Here is a 6803-nt window from a genome sequence, read left to right on the forward strand (position 1 = left end):
ACCACGCAATCTCGGTTTCACTTTGGTGGAACTGCTGGTTGTCATCGCAATTATTGGAGTCCTGGTGGGGCTCTTACTTCCGGCGGTACAGGCTGCCCGAGAAGCTGCCCGCCGCATGAGCTGCAGCAACAATTTCAAACAAATCGGGTTAGCCGTTCACAACTACCACTCGGCATTCAACAATCTTCCTGTCCACGCCTCAGGGACGTACGCCGTGGGAGGACGCGACCCTTGGGACAGCAATCCTGGTCGCGAGATTTCATCCAACAAACGCCTGTCCTTTCTAGTTGGTGCTTTGCCGTTTTTGGAACAACAAGGGCTGTGGGAACAAATCTCGAATCCCTTGAGCATCAACTCCGACGGCTCGACGAAGAGCCCGCCGTGGCAGGCCATGGGACCGCACCCCGATCGCGTTCAATATCCACCATGGGCCACTGAAATCGCAACGTTCCGCTGCCCGAGCGATCCAGGTGTCGGCCTGCCATCCTTGGGGCGCACGAACTACGCCGCGTGCATGGGCGATTCAGCCGTTTACTCCCGCGACTCTTATCTCGATGTGGATGAAGTCGCATCTGGCGCAACATTGCCCTACTCGAGCGACAGCTCTCACGCTACCGCGTCCAACTCGGCTCAGCGTGGGATGTTCGTCAACGGTCGTGAGATTCAGTTTCGCGACACGCTGGATGGACTCTCCAACACAATCATGTGCGGCGAGATCACTTCTGACCTGGGAGACAACGACAAACGTACGACCGTTCCCACCAATACCGGAGCACATGCAGCACCTGCAGAGAAAAACCAGTGTCGCTTGGATCCTTCCTATGCTGAACCCTACATCGACCCGGAACGTCCACAATTTTGGTTGACCGCCGGCCTAACCAAGCAAGCGGTTTGGGGACGCGGTTTTCGCTGGCATGACTACATGCCACCGTACTGTCAAATGACGACGGTTCTTTCGCCCAACCGTGAATTGTGCTCCGACGGGCGTGACCATCGTGACGTTGTTTCACCTCCATCAAGCCGCCACCAAGGCGGCGTTCACGTCCTGATGGGTGACGGTGCTGTCAAGTTCATCACCGATTCGATTGACGCGGGCAACAAGAATGCACCCCAGGTCTCGAATCGCGCTGGTTCGCCACCTCCAGGCAGCCCCAGCCCATACGGGCTGTGGGGCTCGCTCGGTTCACGTGCCGCGAAAGAAGTGATCGATGGCGAGTTTTAGACGTTCACACCTGCTTTGATTCTTCACCCGCTGCCGCTATGCGTCTTTCATGGCGGCAGTTTTTCATTTCGAAATCACAACCGCTACACCGACGCGGGGAACAGTGCGTCGAGTGTGAGTTGGCTCCAGGTTTCCAGGTGTTCTCGTTCTTGTCGAAGCACGTCGACAGAAACAAATTGACCTTCCGCGAGTTCGGGTTCGTTACTGGTGACAAGCGGTTGTTCTAAAATGAATCGATGAACGACCCCCAAATGCACTCGACCAACCTCATTGCTGGGGTCATAAAGCAACCCCTCTCGTTGGTCAACGTAAGGTGTGCCGATCGTCACTTCCTCTTCCAACTCACGACGCATGCCAACGGTATAAGGATCCTCTTCTCCTCCGGCATCTTCTTGGCTGATGTGCCCACCCACGCCAATGCTGCGTTTGGCGTGCAAGCGTTTTTCGCCTGAACCACCGCCGCGAGTGTACTGAAACCATTTCACGCTACCGTCTGAAGGGTCCGTCCACTGCATCACGACGTAAGGGATCAACTGCTTGAAACTGGGGTCCAGTTCCATCGCACTGCGAGGCCGGTAGGACAATTCATCGCTCGCCAGAATCGGCTGCAGGAATCGATCCACGTCGCAGTCAAACCCCTCCAGTTGACCGATGGATTCGATCAACGTTGCGGGGATCACAAGGACGTGTTCTTCAGTGTTGGCGTTGGATGACATGCTGCAATGGAAGTCGTGGAAAAACGGGCGATTCAGACCCACGGTCCGTCAAACTGGTCTCCGATGGGTCGGCCGCAGTGTAGCGAATTCTCACTGGAGCGAATCCCGCCGGGGACGGCGATGCTGGCGAGCCAAACCGCTCACGAACCGATTCCCATCGACGAAAAACCGCAGCGGCAACTCGGCGGACTGCGAAATCCCGATCCGGGGCGTGGTGGTCACCCGACTCCGTGGAACACGGGGGCCCGAGAACACACGCCAAGCTTCTTCCACCGCTGGATCCACACCGTCGCATCGACGATCAATCGCCAAGGCATGACACAACCGCCCTGGCCCAGTTGTTAGCGTCCTGCGATCAAGAGAGCTTCCAGCAACCAAACCGCGATGTCTCACCATGCGATCGATTCCCCAAACAGGCTGCAAAGCACGAATCAAAACAGCAGACCCGCGACCGGCGGGTTCTGTGACCAAGTTCACGCAGTGCCTGGCATGAATGGGATAGACGTACAATGTGCCGGGGCGTCCAAACATGGAAACGTTACCCGGTTTCTCTCCGCGTGCACTGTGACTCGCAGCATCGCGACGAGACAGGTAGGCTTCCGTTTCGACGATCCACCCGCCGACCCAGATGCCCTCGATCTGCCGAGCGAACCCGCACCCCAACAACTGACGTGCGACGACCTCGGGACGACGATCAAAGAACTCGGGCGGCAACGCTTCAGCCGACTCACCATCGAGTGGTTGATCTCCTGTGCCATTCATATGAACCTGTTTCTGCCTTGCATCATTCATCGAAACAAACCTATCGCGCACGCTGGTTGCTGCCCATCGACGGCGTCCCAATTCCCAATGGAATGGTCGTGGTTGACTCAGGAACCATGACCTCGATCCGCCCATTCGATGACTCCCAGGTGGAGGGCAACTTGGTCGACCTGGGCGACGTCGCGATTCTGCCAGGATTGGTCAACGCGCACACACATCTCGAGTTCAGTGACCTGGCTCAACCCATCGGGCACGCCGGCATGGAACTGGCCGATTGGCTTCGCGAAGTGATTGCGCCCCGCGGGATGGTCGACACCTCAACGCGTCAACAGCATGTCCTGCAAGGGCACGCGGAAGCCATGGCATCGGGAACCAAACTGATTGCTGACATCGTGACGACCCCGCAAGCAACCATCCCTGACAATACGATCTCTTTCGCCGAAGTGCTCGGGTTGAGCCAAGACCGCGGCGACGAGCGAATGGCTCAAGCAGAGCGACACCTGCGCCACGTCACCCACCCCAATTCAGTTGGACACTCGGCCGCCCTCAGCCCGCACGCTCCCTACTCGACGCCTTTGCCATTGATCCAACGCTGCGTCAACGCCGCCCAACAACATGGGGTTCCTTTGGCGATGCACGTGGCCGAATCACCGGCTGAACGACAGCTGCTGAGCCACGGAACCGGACCATTCGCGGAATCCTTGCAAGCATTGGGACTTCCCGTCGAAAAGTTCTTCCCCTGGCCAGCTCCCGCCCCGCTCACGCAACTGATCAACTTGCTCGCAGAGGCACCTCGCGTGTTGATGGTTCACGGGAATGATCTGAACGAAACGGAAATCCAACGTGTCGCGGCACATTCCAATTGCAGCGTTGTGTACTGCCCACGAACACATCATTTCTTTCAGCATGCCCAGCACCCCGTCGCAGAATTGATCGCCGCGGGCATCAACGTGGCACTCGGTACCGATTCGCGGGCCAGCAATCCAGACCTGAATCTTTGGGGAGAGGTTCAGCACTTACTCCACCATCGCACGGACCTGAACCCCATGGAGATCCTGCGTATGGCGACCGCCAACGGGGCCGACGCGCTCGGGCAATCAACAACTCATGGAAGGTTGGCCGTCGGTATGCCAGCCAACTTCGTCACCGTCGCAACGCGTGCCAATCAAGTCGATCAGCTTTGGTCGGACTTCTCATCGGCATCCGCGTTGGCTTCCGCTCGCCCCGCACCCCACAACTGAACGGCGTCGTACAGGGCATGAGCGGTGATCGGGATCAACAGGTTCCCTGTGACGATCAACAACGCACCGAAGTACAGCCCCATCAAGGCTGTGATCACGATGTAGAGCTTGGTGATTGGATGAAACATTCCAAACGCGAACGATGAGACCAACCAAGCGGCAGCCAATTCCCAACCGCCCACGCGGGACCACCAAACTGGCAAACTTTCGTCCGGCCAGGCAAATTCAGTGACCGAATTGGGCAAACTGCCGAGCCACCCTCCATACGCCCACCAACGCGATGGAGCGTCCAGGTCAGGTGCCAAGGACGCAGCGTCTCCGGCCAACCAGGGCATCAACCAACCGCGAAACAACAACTCTTCGCCGACGCCCGCGCAAAGACTGATCGCAAACAATTCCCAACCATTGAGTCGCAACATCAGCCCGATCATGGGGTGATCGCCGAGCTTGTCGAGTTCTTCGATGGCAGGGTGTTTGATCCGCCGCAACACGCCGACAAACAGCAGCAACGGGATCGTCGCGAGGACCCCCAATCCGATGCCACCCACAACGGCGGACAGGGCGGCTTCGTTGAGCGGCGGGACCAAATCCCGCGCACTCGGACCAAGCAGGTATCCGAGAATCAACGCCAGGGCACCCAAGCCAGCTTCGACCGCAACAGCCGTCCGGAAGACATCGTCGGGGGTTTGTTCGTCGTCCGCGTTGGATTGCGTCACGCGCGTCTCTCAGGATGGGCTTCGGTGTCGGTAGGGATTGAACAACAAATAGTTCAAGTGGCGATACAGATCACTGGAATTCAACAGCTCGGTGTGCCGTCCCTCGCCAACCAAATTGGGGCCATTGAGCAACATCACCCGATCACAAGAACGTAACGTCTTCAACCGATGAGGCAACATGACCACCAACGAACCAGCATCCGCCAGTTCGCGCAGTGCGTTCAAGCAGGGGTCTTCATTGACATGCTCGGTCGGGGCAGGGGGCTCTTTCGCCAGCACGATCGGCGGTCGGTGCAACATCGCTCGTGCGATCCCAACGGCATAGCGAACGTCGGTTCCCAACGAGTCCGAATCGTCCCCGGATCCCAGATTCGACCCTGGCTCAATGATGGTTTCCAAGCCTTCTGGCAGACGTGTGATTCGCTCATAAATCCCGAGCCGTTCAAGCGTTTCCACCATGTCGCGGTTGTCGACGCTGCGGTCGACTCCGGCCATCAAATTCTCTCGCAACGAACCTTCCCAGAGCGGACCATCAGGCCCAATCCACATCACGTTTTTCGCGAGAGCTTGAGGGTGCACATCCAATAACGAGATCCCATCAATCTGGACCTTGCCTCGATGCGGGCGTCCAAATCCCATCAGCAATTCCAACAGCGCCCGAGTTGACATCTCTTCCGTTCCGAGGAATGCCACCAACGACTTCGGACGCAAAGACAAACTCACATCTCGCAAGATTGCCTTGCCGGCAGAATCTTGCAACGAAACGTCTTCCATGGTCACGCAATCGCGAAGGCCGCCCAAGCCAACCCGTTGCTCGCTAGGAGAAACTTCGCTGTTGGGTTGCAAATACAAGTAGACCGATTCGCAAGCTTTGCTGCTGCGACGGAGCTGCCGTTTCAGTTCACTCAACCGAGCCGCTGCCAACGCCGCCCCCGTCAATGCCAACCCGAGCACCAACGCCGATGGCAGGCTCAAACCCTGACCGCCTTGCAGTGTGTTCAGTCCGAGCCCCAGCAACATGACCGCGATGGCGACACCGCCCGCCATCATCATCACGGGCCACAATCTCCCACGTCGCGCGTCGTCACCCGCGATCCGCCGGTCCAGAGCTTCCAACTCCGCTTCGTAAGCTTGATCGGCCAAACCACCCGCTTGCAATCTCGCCATCATCGGTGCGTCGCCGATCAACCCAATCAATCGCTCGCGAATTTGCGGGATCTCAAACCGAGAAAGTTCCAACCAGTCCGGATTGCGAAGCTTCGCGTAAAAACGCCACAACGCCACACCACTGATCACAGCCAAAATCGCCAACCACACGTTGACCAGCAATGCCAACGTCACACACCCGATCAACATCAACACACTGCGAGGGACCGAGCGATACCAAAGCGACAACCCACGCCCCACCTCTGGCAAATGCCGGCCGATGATCAATCGAGCACGTTCACGCTGCGCGGCGGCACCTTCGACTTCAGCGCGCCGCAAGCTCTGCTTGAGCGTTCGAGTGTGCAGCATCTTGATCACACGTCTGGAACGCGAGTCGGCCGAACGCCGGTGCAACCAAACGGCCAGGCAAAACACGACCGCGATTGCCAACGCCACGCCCACGAGGCTGAACAACTGAACAACTTTGTTCTGCGCCAAAAAGAGATCAGGCAACGGAACCGAAAGGTGGGTCCCCAATCGCACTGGCGAACGCGTCAAACCGCCGCCTTCGTCCACCAGGACCGCGATGATCCCAAAGACGACCACCAACACAGGAATGATCAAACCGGCGATGGCGGCGCAAACGAGATGCAAGGGCGCGCCCGCCGCTTCGGGTTCGCGACGTGGTTGTTTCAGACTGGAAAAGCGATTCACCGTTGCGAGCCTCGTAGAAAATCTAGCCACCGTTCGTTTGTCATCCCGACCGCAAAGGATGCGATCGACGATCCGTCACGACCGGTCACCGTTTTCCTCAAACCAGCTTCCAATGCAACAGACGCGGCAATCAAGCCAAATCGCGATCTTCAAACAACAACATCGCCACCATCCAAATGGCAACGACAAACACCACAAGATAGTTGAAAGCGGCAGCCAAGTAGATCAGTGGGATCGCATTTCCTGCATCCACCGCCGCCTGAACATTGAATGAGTTCAAGTTGGG

At 57.8% G+C, this 6803-nt stretch carries 6 protein-coding genes; 2 read left to right on the top strand and 4 right to left on the bottom strand.

Annotated elements, in window-relative coordinates; translation table 11 throughout:
* Window positions 1-1222: DUF1559 domain-containing protein (locus tag ACF8AM_RS16575; RefSeq protein WP_392556704.1), on the top strand; the 1222-nt coding region annotated here is incomplete at its 5' end.
* Window positions 1223-1305: 83 nt separating this feature from the next.
* On the opposite strand, the gene ACF8AM_RS16580 is transcribed toward ACF8AM_RS16575, so the two are convergent.
* Both ACF8AM_RS16580 and ACF8AM_RS16585 read right to left on the bottom strand, forming a co-directional pair.
* Window positions 1306-1938: a phosphoesterase gene (locus ACF8AM_RS16580; RefSeq protein WP_392556705.1), complete on the bottom strand. Its 633-nt coding sequence runs from the start codon at window positions 1936-1938 to the stop codon at window positions 1306-1308.
* A gap of 90 nt (window positions 1939-2028) precedes the next feature.
* On the bottom strand, window positions 2029-2730 hold the full coding sequence (locus ACF8AM_RS16585) for a DNA-3-methyladenine glycosylase (protein ID WP_392556706.1): 702 nt from the start codon (window positions 2728-2730) through the stop codon (window positions 2029-2031).
* Between ACF8AM_RS16585 and ACF8AM_RS16590 the strand changes: the two genes are divergently transcribed.
* Window positions 2718-3941, top strand: a complete 1224-nt coding sequence (locus tag ACF8AM_RS16590; RefSeq protein ID WP_392556707.1) for an amidohydrolase family protein — start codon at window positions 2718-2720, stop codon at window positions 3939-3941. The two genes, ACF8AM_RS16585 and ACF8AM_RS16590, sit on opposite strands and share 13 nt — an antisense overlap.
* On the opposite strand, the gene ACF8AM_RS16595 is transcribed toward ACF8AM_RS16590, so the two are convergent.
* Both ACF8AM_RS16595 and ACF8AM_RS16600 read right to left on the bottom strand, forming a co-directional pair.
* The gene (locus ACF8AM_RS16595; RefSeq protein WP_392556708.1) at window positions 3875-4657 is read right to left on the bottom strand and encodes a CPBP family intramembrane glutamic endopeptidase; all 783 of its coding nucleotides are present in this window, start codon (window positions 4655-4657) and stop codon (window positions 3875-3877) included. The two genes, ACF8AM_RS16590 and ACF8AM_RS16595, sit on opposite strands and share 67 nt — an antisense overlap.
* A gap of 9 nt (window positions 4658-4666) precedes the next feature.
* Window positions 4667-6517 carry an ATP-binding cassette domain-containing protein gene (locus tag ACF8AM_RS16600; RefSeq protein WP_392556709.1) on the bottom strand — a complete coding sequence of 617 codons (1851 nt, stop codon included), beginning with the start codon at window positions 6515-6517 and terminating at the stop codon, window positions 4667-4669.
* Window positions 6518-6803: the final 286 nt, after the last annotated feature.

It is taken from the genome of Rhodopirellula sp. JB055 (assembly GCF_043100905.1).
Taxonomy (GTDB): Bacteria; Planctomycetota; Planctomycetia; order Pirellulales; family Pirellulaceae; genus Rhodopirellula.

Excerpts from the sequence above, each read along its gene's own strand:
- ACF8AM_RS16580 (WP_392556705.1), bottom strand. The coding sequence starts at position 1,938 with ATGTCATCCAACGCCAACACTGAAGAACACGTCCTTGTGATCCCCGCA.
- ACF8AM_RS16585 (WP_392556706.1), bottom strand. The coding sequence starts at position 2,730 with ATGAATGATGCAAGGCAGAAACAGGTTCATATGAATGGCACAGGAGAT.